The following is a 17,129-nucleotide window of genomic DNA, read 5'->3' as shown; positions in this document are numbered from 1 at the left end:
GATGTATACGTTTGTTTACGGGTTAAATGTATGCACAAAATCTGATAGAGTTCTGATGTGTAATTTAAATCTTCCTGTCAGTCAGCCTGAGCTTGTCGAAGGCATGTTTATTATCGGACCCGCCTTCGACAAGCCCAGGCTGACAGATAAGTTGTAGGCCAGGAGGCAAAATTTATTTTTTAATTCGATTATTCTGATTCATATTTGCATTACAAATGACAACTATTCATTCAAATAACAAAGCATGGTGGTGGGCAATCGAACAATGATTGTGTCATAACCGTATTTGTATAATTATAAGATACCAGGCCCCGACACAATTGTCGGGGCTTTTTGTTTTTGATCAATATAACAGGATTCATGAAAAAAATAACCTTCGTCACTTCGCATAAAAAGATGCTCGCCGACATATTCACTCCGGTCGGTATTTATCTCAGGCTCCGGGATAAGTTCAGGGATACCATCCTGCTGGAAAGCACCGATTTTCATGCCGGGGAAAATAACCTTTCCATTATCGGTATCAATGCGATCGGCGGTATAGAGATCACTGATGGCCGCTCTTTCGAATTCAAATTGCCTGGCAGGCAACCGGAAAAATTACAGATACAGCCGGGCGATGACCTGCCTGCCATCATGCAGGGATTCATGGATCGGTTTGAAGTGAAAGAGCCCGCTGCAAAGCCTGTCAACATCGCTCAGGGGATATTCGGTTATACCACTTATGATGCAGTGCAGTTTTTTGAAAATATAGTTTTTGATAAGAAAAAAATAAGCGGGCGTGAACACGAATTGATCCCCATGATGCGCTACCGTTTGTATCAATACGTGATCATCATCGATCATTTCAAGGATGAATTGTATCTCTGCGAAAACCATTTTGACCAGGTGGAAAGCGGTCTTGCCAATGTGGAAAGCATCATCCGCAGCAAGGATGTACCGGTGTTTCCTTTTGCATTGAAAAATGCAGAGACTTCCAATATAACCGATGAACAATACCGTGCGATGGTTCAAAAAGGAATTGATAGTTGTCATAGGGGCGATACCTTCCAGATCGTACTGAGCCGGCGTTTTCAGCAACAATTCACCGGCGATGAATTCAATGTTTACAGGTCTTTGCGCAGTATCAACCCGAGCCCTTATCTTTTTTATTTTGATTATGGCGATTATAAACTCACGGGCTCTTCTCCCGAAAGCCAGGTGATCATCGATAAGGAAAAAGTGATCGTACATCCGATCGCGGGTACATTCAAACGTTCGGGTGACGATGATATCGACAAGCAACTGGCCATTCAACTGGAAGCCGATGAAAAGGAAAATGCCGAGCATGTGATGCTGGTGGATCTTGCCCGCAACGACCTCAGCCGCGTAAGTACTGAAGTGGAAGTGACACAATTTAAAAAAGTGAATTATTTTTCGCATGTGATACATCTTGTAAGCGAAGTGCAGGGCAGGATCGGTAAAGAAAAAAATCCTTTCCGGATATTGGGAAGTACATTTCCCGCAGGTACATTAAGCGGAGCGCCGAAATACAAAGCGATGCAGCTCATCGATCAGCTCGAAAATACAGCCCGTGGATTTTATGGCGGCGCCATAGGTTTCATCGGTTTCAATGGCAATTGCAATCATGCCATCATGATCCGCACTTTTCTCAGCAAAAATAATACACTCACTTACCAGGCCGGCGCCGGTGTGGTGGTTTCCAGCAAACCCGAAAGTGAATTGCAGGAAGTGAACAATAAATTAGGTGCGTTGAAAAAAGCGATCAGCGCAGCGCAGGAAATTACTTTTTAAAATAATCGACGTGAAAATATTAGTCTTCGATAATTACGATTCTTTCACCTACAACCTGGTGCACCTGGTCGAAAAGATCATGCACCTCAAAGTAGATGTATACAGGAACGATGAGATCGCTTTGGAAAAAGTGAAAGCATATGATAAGATCATTTTATCTCCCGGTCCCGGTATACCATCCGAAGCCGGCATGCTGCTGGGGTTGATAAAGGAATATGCCTCCACCAAATCAATACTGGGCGTGTGTTTAGGCCATCAGGCAATTGGTGAAGCATTTGGAGGGAAACTTACCAACCTTTCTGCAGTATACCATGGCGTGGCTACGCCGATAAGCATCGACGCAGCAGAAAAAGAACTTTTCAGGTCGCTGCCGCAACAGATAACAGTCGGGCGTTATCATTCCTGGATCGTTGATGAACAGGGCTTTCCAAAGGAACTGGAAATAACTGCCCGGGATGACAATAATTATATCATGGCATTACAGCATAAAAAATTTGATGTACGTGGCATGCAGTTTCATCCTGAAAGCGTATTGACGCCGGATGGAGAGAAGATCATGAGGAACTGGCTGAAGCAATAGTTGACAGTTGATCATGGATGATCTATAATTCGTAGGAACTTTCCTGTGGCTCGTTCAAAAAAAAAATTATAATGAAAAAAATATTGAATTATTTATTCGAATACAAAAGCCTTTCCCGCCGGCAGGCGATGGAAGTGTTGATAAACATATCCAACGGGGTATATAACGATGCCGAAATTGCCTCCTTCATAACGGTATACCTTATGCGTACCGTGACGATCGATGAGTTGCATGGTTTCAAAGATGCATTGCTACAACTGGCATTGCCGGTAGATGTGAAAGGGCACGATGTGATGGATATTGTTGGCACAGGAGGTGATGGAAAAAATACATTCAATATTTCCACGCTGAGTTGTTTCATTGTAGCGGGAACAGGCAACAAAGTGGCCAAACATGGCAACTATGGCGCTTCTTCGATTAGTGGTTCATCGAATGTGATGGAACAGTTGGGGTATCGTTTTAGCAAAGATAGTACGGAATTGAACAGGCAATTGGATCAGGCCAACATCTGCTTTTTGCATGCGCCACTTTTCCATCCTGCATTGAAAGCGGTGGGTGGTATCCGCAAAAGCCTGGGGGTACGTACATTTTTTAATATGCTTGGCCCCATGGTAAATCCTGCATCTCCGGCCTATCAGCTTGTTGGGGTGTATAGTCCCGAAATGGCACGCATATACAATTATATGCTGCAGGAAGGCGATACGGCATTTACCATCATCCATAGTCTGGATGGATATGATGAAATATCTTTGACCGGCGATACCAAAGTGATCACCAACAAAGGCGAACAGGTGCTGAGTGCGGAAGCGATCGGCAAAAGAACGGTGACTGCCGCGGATATTCATGGAGGTAATTCGGTGGAAGAAGCCGCCGACATCTTTTTGAAGATCATTAAAGGGGAAGGCACCTGGGCCCAAAATGCTGTAGTGCTTGCCAATGCCGCGATGGCATTACAATGTACAGGGAAATATGATAATTATGAAACCTGCTACCAGCTTGCGGTGCAGAGCCTTGAAAGTGGTAAAGCGTATCAGAGTTTAAAAAACTTGACAGCAAAATGAAAAATATACTCGATGAAATAGTTGCTTATAAACGGGAAGAAGTGGAAGCACGAAGGACGCTTGTGCCTGAAAAGGAACTGATGCAATCCATCCATTTCGAACGTACCTGTATATCATTGAAAAATAATCTCCTGGAGGAAGGAGCAACCGGCATCATCGCTGAATTCAAAAGGCGTTCACCTTCCAAAGGATATATCCATCAATTTGCAGATGTGGCAAAAGTTACCGGAGATTATACTGTTCATGGAGCAAGTGGGTTGTCGGTTTTAACGGATCATCATTTTTTTGGCGGTAGTACAGAAGATCTTGCGGTGGCAAGAAACAATCATATTCCTATATTAAGAAAAGATTTCATGATCGATCCTTACCAGGTGCTGGCAGCGAAGGCGATGGGTGCAGATGTGATCTTATTGATAGCGGCATGCCTTACGAAGCAGGAAGTAAGATCGCTTGCCGGAACCGCAAAGCAGCTGGGAATGCAGGTTTTGCTGGAGTTACACGAAGAAGAAGAACTGGAACATCTGTGCGAAGAAATTGATATGGTAGGAATAAATAACCGAAGTTTAAAATCTTTTAAAGTTGATATAAACCGATCTTTGCAACTTGCGGAAGCATTGCCTTCCGGCATGATAAAAATTGCGGAAAGTGGGATCGATGATCCGGCCACCATCCGTATTTTCAGGGAAGCGGGTTATAAAGGTTTTCTCATCGGCGAACACTTTATGAAGGAGCAGGACCCGGGGGCGGCATTTGAAAGATTTGTGAAAAATATAAAAAAATAAATATGAACATTAAGGTTTGTGGTATCACCACATTGAAACAATTGCAGCAGCTGGATGGGTTGGATGTGGATTTTGCAGGACTGATCTTTTACAAACAATCTCCGCGATACGCCGGGAATAAACTGACGAAGGAAGAAATTTCAGGTGCCGACCTGGATATAAAAAAAGTAGGTGTTTTCGTAAATGAAGAATACGATGCAATAATGCAGACGGTGGAAGATTATGAACTGGATATCGTTCAACTGCATGGTGATGAAAGCCCGCACCTGTGCGAAAAGATATCAGCAGAGATCGAAGTGATCAAGGCTTTCAGGGTGGATGATAAGAGTGATAAGTCGATCGATTATATGATAGCTGAATACGATGAATTTTGTGACTATTACCTGTTTGATGCGGCCCATAAGGAATTGTTTGGCGGGAGCGGGGAAAAATTCGACTGGAAGAAAATAGCCGAAAGCAAAATTGAAAAACCGTTTTTCCTGAGCGGTGGCATTTCCCCAAAAGATGCGGCATTGGTAAAGAAATTCCGTCATCCCGATTTTTACGGAGTTGATATCAACAGCCAGTTTGAAAAAGAACCCGGAGTGAAGGACATGGCATTGGTATTACAATTTATTCACGGACTGAAATAAAAACAATGTATGATGTTAGATGTATGATGTATGATTTTTTTTCGATTTGTTGGTATTCTGATAAATTGTATAAATCATAATCCTGAAGATATCATACATCATAGATCATAGATCATACATCATACATAAAAAGATCTTCAATTACATCATATATGAAGAAAATCAATAGAACAAAGGATCTTTTAAATCCCGATAAACACGGCTATTACGGTGATTTTGGCGGAGCGTATGTTCCTGAAATGTTGTATCCGAATGTGGAGGAGCTGAAGGATAATTATCTTAAGCTGACTTCCACCAAAAAATTCAAAAAGGCATTTGATGCATTGCTGAAAGATTATGCAGGCAGGCCTACACCGTTATATTTTGCAAAAAATTTAAGCGAACAATACAATACGAATATTTATCTGAAGCGTGAAGACCTTTGCCATACCGGTGCTCACAAGATCAATAATACGATCGGGCAGGTATTGCTGGCGGAGGCCTTGGGTAAAAAACGGATCATCGCCGAAACAGGAGCAGGACAGCATGGAGTGGCTACGGCAACAGTTTGTGCATTGAAAGGCCTCGAATGTATCGTATACATGGGCGAAAAAGATATCGAACGGCAGGCGCCTAATGTTGCCAGGATGAAGATGCTTGGCGCCACAGTCATTCCCGCTACCAGCGGAAGTAAAACGCTGAAAGACGCTACCAATGAAGCTATCAGGGATTGGATCAACAATCCTTCCGATACCTATTATATCATCGGGAGCGTGGTGGGGCCGCATCCTTACCCTGATATGGTGGCAAGGTTTCAAAGTGTGATCAGTAAGGAAATGAAGAAACAATTGAAGAAAGTGACCGGCGATGAAAATCCTACACATATAGTTGCATGTGTTGGCGGCGGAAGCAATGCGGCCGGTGCTTTTTATCATTTTATCAATGAAAAAAAAGTGAAGCTGCTGGCGGTAGAAGCAGCCGGATGTGGTATCGGCAGCGGCAGATCTGCCGCTACCACTCAACTCGGTACTACCGGTATTCTTCATGGCAGCAAAAGCCTGCTCATGCAAACCACGGATGGCCAGGTTGTAGAGCCACACAGCATTTCAGCCGGTCTGGATTATCCGGGCATCGGCCCGTTACATGCTCAATTGTATACAAGCAGGCGTGCTGAGTTTTTGAGTGCTACAGATGAAGAAGCGCTGCAGGCTGCTTTTAATCTTGCCAGGAAAGAAGGTATCATACCGGCCCTGGAATCGGCACATGCACTGGCTATATTGAATAAAACTGAATTTAAAAAAGATGACATTGTTGTCGTGTGCCTGAGTGGAAGAGGAGATAAGGATCTCGCGGCTTACATGGATCATTTGTAGATATATCATGAATAAACTCGACCAATTATTTTTGCAGCGCCAGCGGCCTGTCCTGAACATGTATTGTACAGCGGGGTTCCCGTCGCTGGAGAGTACGACTGAAGTGATGCTTTCATTGCAACGGCACGGTGCCGATATCATTGAAGTGGGCATCCCTTACAGCGATCCTGTTGCCGATGGCCCGGTGATACAGCAAAGTAATATGCAGGCTTTGGCAAATGGGATTTCCATTCAAAAGATATTTGAGCAATTATACAAGACAAGGGATTCGATCAAAATTCCTGTGATCCTGATGGGATACCTGAACCCGGTTTTACAATATGGCATACGTCGCTTTTGTGAAGATGCAGAAGCTGCGGGTATTTCAGGCATCATTCTTCCTGACCTTCCGATGCATGAATATGAAACGCTTTATAAGGATGTTTTTAAAGAACATGGGCTACATGTGATCTTCCTCGTAACGCCAGTCACCAGCGAGCAACGAATCCGCAAGGCCGATAAACTCAGTGGTGGTTTTCTGTATGCGGTTTCTTCCTCTGCTACTACCGGTCAACAGACTTCTTTTGCTGAGCAGGAAGGCTATTTCAAAGGGTTGCAGGAAATGAAGTTAAAGAACCCCGTGTTGATTGGTTTCGGCATCAGGGACAAGGCTACATTCGATGCGGCTGCTAAGCATGCATCCGGCGCTATCATCGGCTCAGCGTACATCAAAGCCCTTCAATCGGCCACTGATATCGATACCGTCACAAGGGATTTTATAAATTCCATTAAGAATAATTGATATATAAAGCTGTTAATAATCTTTCCACAGCTGTAAAAACCGGGACAGAATTCTAAATTGCATCTTCAATAATCAATGATGAAAAAATATATATTCCTGCTACTTGTGATACCGGCGATCGGTTTTGCCCAGGTAAAAAAAACACCTGTAAAAGCTAAAAAAACGGTGGTAGCAAAAAAGGTGGTAAAAACTCCTTTAATTACAAAACTCACAAAACCTGCCGACGGATTCCTGATTGACGGAACGGTAGGGGGTTATCCCGATGGTACTCCGGTAACATTGCTGAATGGCAATAACGGAGCGCCTGAAGGCAATGCTGTTGTAACGAAAGGTAAATTCAGTTTCACCGGGCAGAGCATGTTCCCCGATTTTAAAGTGCTCACGTTTACCGGCGGCGCACCTTTCATCACGCTGTTCCTTGATAATAGTCTTGTTACTGTAAATGCAAAAAAAGATCAGTTGGAATCCGCTGTCATCAAGGGTTCTGCTTCTCATGATGATTTCACAAAATTCATGGGTATTTACAAACCATATGAAAAATTATTTATGGGTGAACCGGTGACAGATACCCTGGTAAAGAAAAATGCAGAACAGGCTTTCGCAAAGTTCATCCAGGATAATAAAGAATCCTACATCACGCCATTGGCGGTTTACCGTCACTACCAATTGACCGAAAGTGATTCGTTGCTGGAAGCGGATTTTAACAGTCTTGGCGTGATGCCCAAAAATTCTCCCATCGGCGGAATCATTGCAAAGCAGATTGCCGACAGCAAGAAGAACCCGATAGGTAAACCATTGGCTGATTTTTCACAGGCAGATACTTCAGGAAATCAGATCAGGCTTTCTTCTTTCAAAGGAAAATATGTATTGGTAGATTTCTGGGCAAGCTGGTGCCGTCCGTGCCGGATGGAAAATCCGAATGTGGTGAATGTTTATACAAAATTTAAGGATAAGAATTTTACCGTTCTGGGCGTTTCCCTTGATCAGGCAAAACCGGCCTGGCTGGATGCTATCAAAATGGATGGACTTACCTGGACACATGTGAGCGACCTGAAAGGCTGGGGAAATGAAGTGGCTCACCAGTTTGAGATCGTAAGCATTCCGCAGAATTTCTTACTAGATCCGCAGGGAAATGTGATCGCTAAAAACCTTCGCGGGCCTGCGTTGGAAAGCAAGCTCGCAAGTCTGATTAAGTAGAGCAGGGATCACAGATTTCAAAGGGATGAAGGGGATTACACAGATTATTTTGCTGGCGCAAAATTGAAATGCAGTTTATAAGAAGTTGAACTTCTATTGATCTTTCAATTTCTTATAAACTGCATTTCCGTTTTCTGCGAAGCAGAAAATAATCTGTGTAATCCCCTTCATCCCTTTGAAATCTGCGATTCTCTTTCGCTCAGTTCTTCGTTTATAATTCGTAATTCGTAATTTTTAATTCTTAATTGACTAAGCATCGTTTATACAACTGCACCGTATTCTCCAATCCCAGGTATATGGCATCGCAGATCAACGCATGCCCGATCGATACTTCCAGCAGGCCGGGAATATTCTTATGGAAATAAGCCAGGTTGTTCAGGTCTAAGTCATGTCCTGCATTGATACCTAACCCAAGCTGGTTGGCCCTTTCGGCGGCTTTTACATACGAAGCGATCGCTTCTTCATGATTTCCTTTGGTATATTTGGTAGCGTAACCTTCCGTGTATAACTCGATCCTGTCGGTACCTGCAGCCGCGGCGCCTTCTATCATTTTTATATCAGGATCCACAAAAATTGAAACCCTGATGCCGGCAGATCTGAACCGTTGGATCATTTTGGTAAGGTAATCTTTATGTGTGACCGTGTCCCAGCCATGATTGCTGGTGATCTGTCCCAGGGCATCAGGCACCAGCGTAACCTGTGCCGGCTGATTGTCCAGCACCAGTTGTACAAATTTATCTTCTGTGCAATTGCCCTCGATATTGAATTCGGTAGCGATCACTTTTTTCAGATCGAACACATCCTGGTAACGGATGTGTCGCTCATCAGGCCGCGGATGTACAGTGATGCCGTCGGCTCCAAAACGCTCAATGTCCAACGCGGATTTTACCAGGTCAGGATTGTTATGCCCACGGGAGTTGCGCAAAGTGGCGAGTTTGTTGACGTTGACGGAGAGTTTGGTCATGGGAGTTTATTTATGCAAAGATAATTAGAATGGATAATGTTATAATGGATAATGGGGTTCATATGCTTTGAACCATTATCCATTATTCTATTATCCATTATACCATTACCTTAGCATCATGAAGATCCTCATCATTGAAGATGAAAAAGCGCTGGCTGAAAGTATGGCGACATATTTATCGGCGGAGCAATATTTCTGCGAATTCGCGGAAACATTTGATGATGCGATGTACAAAGCGGAAACCTTTCATTACGATTGTATATTGCTCGATCTCATGCTTCCCGGTGGGGATGGTATGAAAATACTGGAAGCCCTGAAAGCCGATAATAAGGAAGATGGGGTGATCATCATTTCGGCCAAAGGCGCCCTGGAGGATAAGATCAGAGGATTACAGATCGGGGCCGATGATTATCTCTCGAAACCTTTTCATCTCCCCGAACTGGCGGCACGGATACATTCATTGATAAGGCGTAAGAGTTTTGGTAACAATAACCTTTTCCGGCAGAATGAATTGACGATCGATCTGCTGGCTAAAACCGTAACGGTAAATGATGCGAAAGTTGTCCTTACAAAAAAAGAATACGAACTGCTCCTGTATTTTATCAGCAACAAAAACAGGGTAGTGTCAAAGACAGCACTTGCGGAACATTTATCAGGAGATGTTGCGGGCATATTGGACAATTACGATTTTTTGTATGCACATATCAAAAATCTTAAAAAGAAATTGACAGAAGCAGGTGCTGATAATTATCTCAAAACAATTTATGGTACCGGTTATAAATGGCAATCATGATAAAACTACTCAACAGGCCATTAAAAGTGTTTACGCTGTATGCCCTTGTCATACTGGCTTGCAGCATACCTGTGTATTATTTCATCGCGGAATATATCTGGCTAAGCGAGCTTGACGAGCATAACAGAACGGTGAGTGGGCAGTTGAAAGAAAGCCTGCTGAGCCAGTCGCCAACGGATAGCCTGCTCGAACAGAACATCGCCTTCTGGAATAAATTGCAGCCTGTTTCCGATCTGAAGTTTGTACCTACAGTGAAGCCGGATAGCATTTACACATCGCTGCGTAAAAATAAATACATTGATGAGGAGGAGGAGAAGGATAGGTTTCGGGGCCTCGTTTCCTATGTTTCCATTCGTGATAAAAACCTGCAGGTCACTGTAGAATCGAACGTGGAGGAAACTCATGAAACGATCATCGCTATCACCATCATTACCATCCTGTTTTTTATTCTGCTGTTTACAGGATTTGTTTTTCTGAATAGAAGAATATCTGCGGGTTTGTGGAAACCTTTTTATAATACATTGGATACGGTGAAAGCATTTGAGCTGAACAAACAGGAAGAAGTTCAATTTAGCCAAACCAATATCATCGAATTCGCGGAACTCAATGCGAGCCTGGAAAAGCTGATCAGCAAGGACATCGCTGTATTCCGTGAACAAAAAGAATTTACAGAAAATGCTTCACATGAACTGCAAACCCCATTGGCCATCATTCAAAGTAAACTCGACCTGCTGATGCAGAGCGAATTATCTTCGGAGCAATCGAGGCTCATCGAGGATACGGAAAAAGCGCTCGGAAGAATTTCGCGGATCAACAGGAACCTTTTGTTGCTGGCAAAGATCGGCAACAACCAATTTGCCTCAACAGAAACGATAGACCTCAATGCATTGATTGAAGAGCAGGCTGGCATGTTATCTGACCATCTTTTTACCAAAAAAATCATCCTGGAAAGGGATCCTGAGGAAGTAGTGGAAGTGAATGCCAACAGGATACTGGTGGAAAGTATGATCAGCAACCTGCTCACAAATTCAATCAGGCACACGGCAAGCGACGGTCAGATTTTTATTAAACTTTCCAGCCAGTCCTTAATGGTTATCAATTCCGGTACAACCCCGCTGGAAAAGGAGAAGATGTTCAAACGATTCAGCAGCCTGTCTTCCGGGGTACAGGGTACAGGATTAGGATTGTCGATTGTACAGCAGATCTGCCGCCGGTATTCCTGGGAAGTGACTTACGAGTTTGAAAACGGGCATCACCAGTTTACAGTAGTGTTTTAATTCAGAATTTCTACAGAATCGATTGAAACCTTTACATTATATATATTGTAAATGGACCAATCAATTCTTCAAAAACATCGTTTTAGCCCGGTCGCGTGGCTGGCTATTTTTGCCGTCAGCATTTCGTTTATCACCAGGATTATCCTGTTATTTTCTTTCCGGAAAGATATTGATGCGGCCGCTGCTTCATTGATCTGTAGTTTCCCACTCGGGTTGTTATATGATATTGTGGCCGGTAGTTTCATCATTTTGCCATTTGTATTGCAACTCACATTTACCAGTAATTTTATTTATACAAAGCGGGGCAAATGGTTCGCGATAGCCTTCTTCATGGCATTCCTGGGTATTTTGTTATTTACCAATATCATCCCTAAAGATTTCAATAAAGACCTGCACAAAGGCCTTGTTTATTATGTGCTGTTAAGATTTATTATCTACCTTTTTCTGCTCACCCGTTCGGAGGCTTTTCGTTTTAAATGGCGTGCAAATGTGTTGAAAATATTCTTCTTCCTGGTAATATTTTTATTGTTGTTCAATGCGGTGAGCGAATGGTTTTTCTGGAACGAATTTTCATCGCGGTACAATTTCATCGCGGTAGATTATCTTGTATACACCAATGAAGTACTGGGAAATATCAAAGAATCTTACCCGGTTTACTGGCTCATTGGTATAGTGTTTTTATTAAGTGGCGTTTTATTTTGGTTCGTGCGAAAGCCAATACAGTCTTCAGTTACCAGCCCTTTGTATTTTGGTAAAAGATTATTGACCGGTTGTATACTTTTTCTCTTGCCTGTGCTGTCAGTATATTTTATCAATCCTCAATGGCAATATTTCAGTAAAAATAATTATGCTAATGAGCTGGCCGGAAACGGTGTATATGATTTTGTGCTGGCGTTTAAAAATAACGAACTCGATTATTACAGGTATTATAAAACGATCGATGACCGTGCTGCTTTCGGAATGGTGCGTGAGCAACTTGGTGGCAATGGAATAAGATTCACTTCCAATCAGCCATTCAGCATAGAAAGACAGATCAGTTATGAAGCGCCCGAAACCAGGATGAATGTGGTGCTCATCAGCGTGGAGAGCCTCAGTGCTTCTTTCATGAAAAGTTTTGGCAATAAGGATGGTATCACCCCATATCTCGATTCGCTGGCGGATAAAGGGATGTTATTTACCAACCTGTATGCCTCCGGAACCCGTACGGTACGTGGGCTTGAAGCATTGGCGCTTTCTATACCCCCTACACCCGGACAAAGCCTCGTAAAGCGACCTGCTAATGAAGGATTGTTTTCGATGGGGTCTGTGTTGAGATCGAAAGGATATACTACGCAATTCATTTATGGAGGCTACGGATATTTTGATAACATGAATTATTTTTTTGCCAACAATGGTTATGATGTGATCGACCGGACGGCGCTTTCAGCTAAGGAGATCCATTATTCCAACATCTGGGGTGTAGCCGATGAAGACCTGTTTACACTGGCTTTGCGCACGATGGACAAAAATGCCGCGATGGGCAAACCGTTCTTTTCGCAGGTGATGACGGTCTCTAATCACCGGCCTTACACATATCCCGAAAACAGGATCGATATTCCGCCTTCCTCCAAAAGCCGAAGTGGAGCTGTAAAATATACTGATTATGCTATTGGTGATTTTATAAAAAGAGCGTCTGCGAAGCCATGGTTTTCCAAAACGATCTTTGTCATAGTGGCCGATCATTGCGCTTCCAGCGCCGGTAGTAACGCATTGCCTGTAACGGGTTATCATATCCCCATGATCATTTATTCGCCGGCATTCATTCAACCTCAAAAAGTAGATGCATTGACGGCCCAGATCGATATAGCCCCAACGGTGCTCGGTTTGCTGCATTGTGATTATACCAGTAAATTTTTCGGGATAGATGTCTTAAATACATCCGTTGAGAAACAACGGGCTTTTATCAGCACCTACCAGGGATTGGGGTATTTGGCTGAAGGCAAGCTGGTAGTACAATCTCCGGTAAAGCAAATAAAGACATACGTGCCGGATATGATCAATGGTCACAATCTTGAAAACCCGGTACCGGACAGTATCATACAGCAGGCTATCGCCAACTACCAGGTGGCGGCATGGCTGATAAAACACCGGCAATACAAAGCGATCCCACAATTGTCGCCACTTCTTGGAAAAAAATAAATACATGTATAAATCAGCCATCAGGACAGGATTAGCCATTTTATTTTCAGCGAATCTTTTACAGGTTCATGCCCAACAACTGGACAGCCTCAAAAAGATAGGACCTCAGCGTTATTCATTTTCAACAAAACAATTGAAAGCGCCGGCCATGCTTATCATTGCGGGTATCGCCAGTAATGGGAAAGGGGAGGAAGCCATTAAAAATGAAGTCGAAGAACAGCGAAATGCATTGGTTCCGAAATTTCATACTACCATTGACAACTACCTGCAGTTTTCGCCTATCGTTGCCGCGTATGCATTGGATGCTGCCGGGGTAAAAAGCAAGACCGATATCGCCAATCGTTCGATGATCCTGCTGAAGGGCGAATTAGGTATGCTGGGCACAGTATTCCTGGTGAAATCGCTGACGCATACGTTGCGCCCTGATGGCTCTACGTATAATTCATTTCCATCGGGTCATACGGCACAGGCATTTGCTGCCGCAACATTTCTCAGCCAGGAATATAAAGACCGGTATCCATGGATGCCTTATGCTGCATACGGTGTAGCTTCATCTGTTGGCTTTTTGCGCATGGCGAATAACCGGCATTTTATCAGCGATGTGCTGGTGGGAGCCGGGATCGGGATACTCTCCATGAAGGCTTCGTACTGGACGCATCAATATAAATTCGGGAGGAAGAAGGAGCGGCTGGATAAGAAAATTGTGTTTTGACTTTTAATAGCGTATGACGGGTAATAAAGGGGAAATAAGGAATAAAAAATGAGGAATAAAAAAGTGGGCTCCATTCTTATGAAGCCCACTTTTTTATTCCTTATTTTTTATTCCTTATTTTTTCACCACTCTTACATCAATCCTTCTGTTCTGCGCTTTACATTCTTTGGTGTCGTTTGCTGCACATATCGGGAATTGCGGGCCGTAGCCTTCTGTAGCGATACGGTCTGCTGAAAGTCCGAGTTTAACCAACGCCGCTTTTGCCGCTTCAGCCCTTTCGTAACTGAGTTTTACATTCTGTGCGCTATCGCCGGTGTTATCCGTATAACCACCCAGCTTTACGTTCAAAGTGTTGTAAGCATTCAGCATTTCGTAGAGGTTCTTTACAGTCTGCTCAGAAGAAGCTTTCAGCTTGCTGCTACCGCTTTCGAAGTAAAGGTCTTCGAGTGTGAACCAGGTATTCTTTTCAAAAATAGAAGGATCTTCTACTTTTATTTTTTCGTTGAGTTTGTACAAAGCACTGTTTGAACCAAGAGATATCTTCGCGTCGTTTGGAAGATCAACAACTACAACATTTCCTGTGTTGTAAACATAATCCCCGTCAGCGTTTACGCTACCTGCTACAGTCTGGGTAGTGGTGGTGGTTTCGCCGTTGGCAACGATATCTTTATTGTTGCCGATGATCACATGGCCTTCGCCGCCTGCAGCCATTTTCTGCAGGGTTTCGATCTGCGCTTTCCTGTTTGCTTCGATCTTATCGTGGTGCAATTTAGCCAGGGTAGGAGCGATCACGAGGGAAACGATACTCATCAATTTGATGAGGATGTTCATAGAAGGACCTGAAGTATCTTTGAACGGATCACCTACGGTATCACCGGTTACAGATGCTTTGTGCGGTTCTGATTTCTTGTAATGCGTTTCACCATTTATCTCAACTCCTTTTTCAAAAGATTTTTTAGCATTATCCCATGCACCACCGGCGTTGTTCTGGAAGATACCCATCAACACACCAGATACGGTAGCGCCTGCAAGGAAACCACCCAGCACTTCGGGGCCGAAGATGAATCCGATGATGATAGGAGCAAGGATCGCGATAGCGCCCGGCAACATCATTTTCTTCAACGATGCTTCGGTAGAGATAGCTACGCATTTATCGTATTCAGGCTTGCCTGTACCTTCCATGATACCGGGAATCGTGCGGAACTGGCGGCGAACTTCTTCCACCATCGCCATGGCAGCTTCACCCACCGCTTTGATAGCGAGGGAAGAGAAGATGAACGGGATCATACCACCTACAAACAAACCAGCCAATACATCGGCGTGGTAAATATCAATACCATCAATTTTGGCGATACCCACGAAGGCCGCGAACAAAGCCAATGCAGTCAAAGCAGCAGAAGCGATCGCGAAACCTTTACCACTCGCCGCGGTAGTATTACCTACAGCATCCAGGATATCGGTTTTTTCACGTACATCAGCAGGCAATTCGCTCATTTCAGCGATACCGCCGGCATTATCAGCTATAGGGCCGAATGCGTCGATCGCCAACTGCATGGCAGTTGTAGCCATCATACCCGCGGCTGCGATAGCAACACCGTAAAGGCCTGCACAATAGTAAGAGCCATAAATACCACCAGCCAATACCAGGATAGGAAGCAAGGTGCTTTCCATACCTACCGCCAGCCCACCAATGATGTTGGTAGCGTGACCGGTAGCAGATTGGCGGATGATGCTCATTACAGGGCGTTTGCCCATGGCAGTGTAGTATTCAGTGATGATGCTCATCAATGCGCCTACAACCAATCCAACCATGATAGCGCCGAATACACCATTGCGGGTGAAATCGTGGCCGCGAAGGGTCATATGTTCTGGCATCAGGTATTGTACGAGGAAATAACAACCGATAGCGGTAAGGATCATAGAACCCCAGTTACCCATGTTGAGGGCTGTCTGCACCTTATGTGTGCTCAAACCAGCGGTTTCGCTGATACGAACAAAGAAAGTTCCGATGATGGAGAAAATGATACCCATAGAGGCGATCAGCATGGGCAAGAGGATCGGCGACATACCACCGAACGCATCTGTCATAGCATCTGTTTCCCTTCCAAGTACCATGGTAGCAAGAACGGTAGCCACATAAGAACCGAACAGATCGGCACCCATACCAGCTACGTCACCTACGTTATCACCTACATTATCCGCAATAGTTGCAGGATTACGTGGATCATCTTCTGGAATACCGGCTTCCACTTTACCCACCAGGTCAGCACCTACGTCGGCTGCTTTGGTGTAGATACCGCCACCCACACGGGCAAATAATGCGATAGATTCTGCTCCCAAAGAGAAACCAGTCAATATTTCGATGGTACGCTCCATTTCAACGCTGCTTACTGCGGCGCCATCGGCGAATACCATTTTAAGAATAATAAATAAACCACCCAGGCCAAGAACGGCCAGGCCTGCAACACCCATACCCATTACGCTGCCACCGGTAAATGAAACTGATAATGCTTTGCTGAGGCTGGTACGTGCAGCTTGTGCGGTACGCACGTTGGCTTTGGTGGCGATCTTCATACCAATGAAACCTGCCAGTGCGCTAAAAACCGCACCCAGTATGAATGCCAGGGCGATACTCCAGTGGCTGTTTGCATTGCTGTAACCCATCACGCCCAATAAAAGAGCCGCAACGATCACAAAATAAGCGAGGATCTTGTACTCCGCTTTCAAAAATGCCATGGCACCTTCTGCGATATAAGTACTGATCTCTTTCATGCGGGCATTTCCTGCATCCTGCTTCGAAACCCACGCATATTTAATAAATGTGTACAACAAGCCAACGATGCCCATTGCCGGGATGACGTAAATCAATGATTTGTCCATATAAGTAGTAGTCTATTTTTTGGACGGCAAAAATAGGGGAAAAGCGGCACAAATGCCAGTATTGCTTTAGGCATTTTTATATGAAATTCAGCAATTTCAGTGGAGAAAAGGGCAAAATGGGGAGATTTTTATACCAATTGGGCCGGATT

The 17,129-nt window shown here is 44.1% G+C and carries 14 protein-coding genes; 12 read left to right on the top strand and 2 right to left on the bottom strand.

All coding sequences use genetic code 11. The features are described 5' to 3' along the window. Positions 1-360 precede the first annotated feature (360 nt). From EGI32_RS15760 to EGI32_RS15725, 8 genes are all read left to right on the top strand, one after another. The gene (locus EGI32_RS15760) at positions 361-1,791 is read left to right on the top strand and encodes an anthranilate synthase component I family protein (RefSeq protein ID WP_255156315.1); all 1,431 of its coding nucleotides are present in this window, start codon (positions 361-363) and stop codon (positions 1,789-1,791) included. Positions 1,792-1,801: 10 nt separating this feature from the next. Beyond that, on the top strand, positions 1,802-2,371 hold the full coding sequence (locus EGI32_RS15755) for an aminodeoxychorismate/anthranilate synthase component II (RefSeq protein ID WP_255156314.1): 570 nt from the start codon (positions 1,802-1,804) through the stop codon (positions 2,369-2,371). A gap of 71 nt (positions 2,372-2,442) precedes the next feature. Continuing rightward, positions 2,443-3,432, top strand: coding sequence for an anthranilate phosphoribosyltransferase (gene trpD / locus EGI32_RS15750; RefSeq protein WP_255156313.1), 990 nt, complete (start codon positions 2,443-2,445; stop codon positions 3,430-3,432). Next, positions 3,429-4,214 (top strand): indole-3-glycerol phosphate synthase TrpC, encoded by a 786-nt coding sequence (gene trpC / locus EGI32_RS15745; protein WP_255156312.1) that lies wholly within the window; start codon positions 3,429-3,431, stop codon positions 4,212-4,214. Before trpD ends, trpC begins: the two co-directional genes overlap by 4 nt. 2 nt (positions 4,215-4,216) lie before the next feature. Further along, complete coding sequence (locus tag EGI32_RS15740) at positions 4,217-4,846, top strand: phosphoribosylanthranilate isomerase (protein ID WP_255156311.1); 630 nt, start codon at positions 4,217-4,219, stop codon at positions 4,844-4,846. Between the two features lie 152 nt (positions 4,847-4,998). Next, entirely contained in the window at positions 4,999-6,198 is a 1,200-nt protein-coding gene (trpB, locus tag EGI32_RS15735) for a tryptophan synthase subunit beta (protein WP_255156310.1), read from the top strand. A 7-nt stretch (positions 6,199-6,205) separates the two neighbouring features. Then, the gene (gene trpA / locus EGI32_RS15730) at positions 6,206-6,979 is read left to right on the top strand and encodes a tryptophan synthase subunit alpha (protein ID WP_255156309.1); all 774 of its coding nucleotides are present in this window, start codon (positions 6,206-6,208) and stop codon (positions 6,977-6,979) included. 78 nt (positions 6,980-7,057) lie between these two features. Beyond that, the gene (locus EGI32_RS15725; RefSeq protein WP_255156308.1) at positions 7,058-8,176 is read left to right on the top strand and encodes a TlpA disulfide reductase family protein; all 1,119 of its coding nucleotides are present in this window, start codon (positions 7,058-7,060) and stop codon (positions 8,174-8,176) included. A 241-nt stretch (positions 8,177-8,417) separates the two neighbouring features. Here the strand turns inward: EGI32_RS15725 and EGI32_RS15720 are convergent, their stop codons facing one another. Then, positions 8,418-9,140, bottom strand: a complete 723-nt coding sequence (locus EGI32_RS15720) for a pyridoxine 5'-phosphate synthase (RefSeq protein WP_255156307.1) — start codon at positions 9,138-9,140, stop codon at positions 8,418-8,420. Positions 9,141-9,258: 118 nt separating this feature from the next. Here EGI32_RS15720 and EGI32_RS15715 point away from each other — a divergent pair, with 118 nt between their 5' ends. The 4 genes from EGI32_RS15715 to EGI32_RS15700 are packed head-to-tail and all read left to right on the top strand — an operon-like array spanning position 9,259 to position 14,100. After that, on the top strand, positions 9,259-9,933 hold the full coding sequence (locus EGI32_RS15715) for a response regulator transcription factor (RefSeq protein ID WP_255156306.1): 675 nt from the start codon (positions 9,259-9,261) through the stop codon (positions 9,931-9,933). Continuing rightward, positions 9,930-11,210 (top strand): HAMP domain-containing sensor histidine kinase, encoded by a 1,281-nt coding sequence (locus EGI32_RS15710; RefSeq protein WP_255156305.1) that lies wholly within the window; start codon positions 9,930-9,932, stop codon positions 11,208-11,210. The genes EGI32_RS15715 and EGI32_RS15710 overlap by 4 nt, the downstream gene beginning before the upstream one ends. Before the next feature lie 51 nt (positions 11,211-11,261). Then, positions 11,262-13,388 (top strand): LTA synthase family protein, encoded by a 2,127-nt coding sequence (locus EGI32_RS15705; protein WP_255156304.1) that lies wholly within the window; start codon positions 11,262-11,264, stop codon positions 13,386-13,388. Between the two features lie 4 nt (positions 13,389-13,392). Continuing rightward, positions 13,393-14,100, top strand: coding sequence for a phosphatase PAP2 family protein (locus tag EGI32_RS15700; RefSeq protein ID WP_255156303.1), 708 nt, complete (start codon positions 13,393-13,395; stop codon positions 14,098-14,100). A gap of 114 nt (positions 14,101-14,214) precedes the next feature. On the opposite strand, the gene EGI32_RS15695 is transcribed toward EGI32_RS15700, so the two are convergent. After that, positions 14,215-16,980 carry a sodium-translocating pyrophosphatase gene (locus EGI32_RS15695; protein ID WP_255156302.1) on the bottom strand — a complete coding sequence of 922 codons (2,766 nt, stop codon included), beginning with the start codon at positions 16,978-16,980 and terminating at the stop codon, positions 14,215-14,217. Positions 16,981-17,129: the final 149 nt, after the last annotated feature.

The sequence above is a fragment of the Ferruginibacter sp. HRS2-29 genome, assembly GCF_024343615.1.
Classification (GTDB): domain Bacteria; phylum Bacteroidota; class Bacteroidia; order Chitinophagales; family Chitinophagaceae; genus Ferruginibacter.
Note: the sequence above shows the minus strand (reverse complement) of the source record. Positions and strands in the feature narration are given on the sequence as shown.

Excerpts from the sequence above, each read along its gene's own strand:
- EGI32_RS15760 (WP_255156315.1), top strand. The coding sequence starts at position 361 with ATGAAAAAAATAACCTTCGTCACTTCGCATAAAAAGATGCTCGCCGAC.
- trpD (WP_255156313.1), top strand. The coding sequence starts at position 2,443 with ATGAAAAAAATATTGAATTATTTATTCGAATACAAAAGCCTTTCCCGC.
- trpC (WP_255156312.1), top strand. The coding sequence starts at position 3,429 with ATGAAAAATATACTCGATGAAATAGTTGCTTATAAACGGGAAGAAGTG.
- EGI32_RS15740 (WP_255156311.1), top strand. The coding sequence starts at position 4,217 with ATGAACATTAAGGTTTGTGGTATCACCACATTGAAACAATTGCAGCAG.
- trpB (WP_255156310.1), top strand. The coding sequence starts at position 4,999 with ATGAAGAAAATCAATAGAACAAAGGATCTTTTAAATCCCGATAAACAC.
- trpA (WP_255156309.1), top strand. The coding sequence starts at position 6,206 with ATGAATAAACTCGACCAATTATTTTTGCAGCGCCAGCGGCCTGTCCTG.
- EGI32_RS15725 (WP_255156308.1), top strand. The coding sequence starts at position 7,058 with ATGAAAAAATATATATTCCTGCTACTTGTGATACCGGCGATCGGTTTT.
- EGI32_RS15720 (WP_255156307.1), bottom strand. The coding sequence starts at position 9,140 with ATGACCAAACTCTCCGTCAACGTCAACAAACTCGCCACTTTGCGCAAC.
- EGI32_RS15715 (WP_255156306.1), top strand. The coding sequence starts at position 9,259 with ATGAAGATCCTCATCATTGAAGATGAAAAAGCGCTGGCTGAAAGTATG.
- EGI32_RS15710 (WP_255156305.1), top strand. The coding sequence starts at position 9,930 with ATGATAAAACTACTCAACAGGCCATTAAAAGTGTTTACGCTGTATGCC.
- EGI32_RS15705 (WP_255156304.1), top strand. The coding sequence starts at position 11,262 with ATGGACCAATCAATTCTTCAAAAACATCGTTTTAGCCCGGTCGCGTGG.
- EGI32_RS15700 (WP_255156303.1), top strand. The coding sequence starts at position 13,393 with ATGTATAAATCAGCCATCAGGACAGGATTAGCCATTTTATTTTCAGCG.
- EGI32_RS15695 (WP_255156302.1), bottom strand. The coding sequence starts at position 16,980 with ATGGACAAATCATTGATTTACGTCATCCCGGCAATGGGCATCGTTGGC.